Raw genomic sequence first — 1804 nt, 5'->3', positions numbered from 1 at the left:
CGCGTAGGCTCGTCGGCAGCGTCAGATGTGTATAAGGGCCAGGGCCACGGCGTCGCGGAACGCGTGGAACCGGTCCACCTCCGCGCGCACCGGGTCCACCACGAGCCGGCGTCCGACGTCGGTGGTCCCCTCCTCGAGGCGTCGGCGGGCCCGGCGCCCGCGCGAGGCCGCCGTGATGCGGGTCAGCGGGATCGCCAGCAGGGCCAGCAGGACGCCGAGGGCGAGGCCGCCGACGAGCAGCAGGGTGGGGATGGGGAAGCCCTCGACCACCGGGGCCGGCGGCAGCGGGAACTGCAGGTAGGCCGCGAGCGCGAGCACGCCCAGCCAGCCGGCGCCCACGACCGCGGTGAGCAGTGCGAGCCATTGCAGGACGTTGAGCACGGGGTGCCACCAGCTGCCGCGGCCCGCCCCGAGGTCGGTGGCGGCGATCGCCTGGTCCACGGCGTCCGGCACCTGCTCGGCGTGGGCGCGTCCGGCGCGGCGCACGGAGGCGGCCCATGGCTCGGGGGCCCCGGCCGCGGCCGCGGTGACGAGGGTGCGGACGGCGCCGTCCACCACGGCCTTCTGCGTGCCCGTGCGCTCAGGGAGCGAGGTGCGGTGCAGGGCGGGGTCGCGGCCGACCTCGTCCCGGTCGCGGCGGACGGCTGGGCGGTCGGGCATCAGGTGCAGCCGGCGCAGGGGGTCCGCGCGGAAGGAGTGCATCCAGCGCAGCACGGGCCAGCTGGTCTGCTTGGCCGAGCGCAGGCGGTAGGAGCCCTCCACGGCGCGCACCACGGCGGGCACGCCGCCGGCGGTGGCCAGGTCGCGCCCGAGTCGCTGCTCGTCCCCCGGTCCGACGCCGGCCGGCTCGCCCTCGCCGGAGGCGGCGTCGAGGTCCCGGGCGCGGGCGGCGACGTCGGCGCCCAGGCGCTCCGCCGCGGCCCCGCGGCGCTCGACGATGGCGGCGATCTGCCGACCGACCTCCTCGAGGCCCTCGCCGGTGCGGGCGGAGACCGGCAGGACGCGCACGTCCCCGAGGCCGTGGCCGGAGAGCATGCGGCGCAGGGAGGCCAGGACGGTGTCCCGGTCCCGCACGGACAGGCGGTCCACCTGGTTGAGCAGCACGAGGGTCACGGCGGCGTGCGAGCCCATGGTGGCCAGGAACTCGCGGTGGAGCACGGCGTCCGCGTACTTCTCCGGGTCCACCACCCACACGAGCACGTCCACGTGCCCGGCCAGGCGGGAGGTGATCTCCCGGTTGGACAGCTCCACCGAGTCGATGTCCGGCAGGTCCAGCAGGATCAGGCCCGTGGCGTCCGCGCCCTCGCGGTGGCCCAGGCCGAGGAAGCCGGGCCGGCCATCGTCCAGGACGGGCGCCTCGTCCAGCAGGTGGCGACGGCGGACGCCGAGCCAGTCCAGCAGGGCGGCGGCGCCGCCGCCCTCGCCCGTGCCGTCGCCGTCCGCGCCGGCGTCCAGACCCTGGCCGCGGCCCACGCCCCACACCGCGGCGAGCGGCTCGGACGTGGTGGGGCGGGTGGCGGCCACGCGGGCCAGGTCCCGCCCGGTGAGCGCGTTGAAGAGGGAGGACTTGCCGGAGCCGGTGGCGCCGAAGAAGCCCACCACGGTGTGCTCGGCCGAGAGGGCCTGGCGCTCGCCCGCGGCGCGGACGGTGGCGTCGGCGTCGGCCACCACGGACTCGGGCAGGCGGGCCCGGCGTCGTGGACGAGGCTCGGCGGAGGGCCGGGAGACTGCTCACGCTGCCGCACGCCCCGAGCTGTCCTGCATCCGGCCGTTATGAGCCGCCGAATCGCCCTCATCACGGCGC

Annotated in this window: 1 protein-coding gene; it reads right to left on the bottom strand. The window is 77.4% G+C overall.

The features are described 5' to 3' along the window. Window positions 1-21: 21 nt before the first annotated feature. Entirely contained in the window at window positions 22-1671 is a 1650-nt protein-coding gene (locus NWP10_RS12460; protein ID WP_309137728.1) for a GTPase, read from the bottom strand. Between the last annotated feature and the right edge of the window lie 133 nt (window positions 1672-1804).

It is taken from the genome of Micrococcus sp. HG099 (assembly GCF_024723355.1).
In the GTDB taxonomy this organism is placed as follows: Bacteria; Actinomycetota; Actinomycetes; order Actinomycetales; family Micrococcaceae; genus Micrococcus; species Micrococcus endophyticus.
Note: the sequence above shows the minus strand (reverse complement) of the source record. Positions and strands in the feature narration are given on the sequence as shown.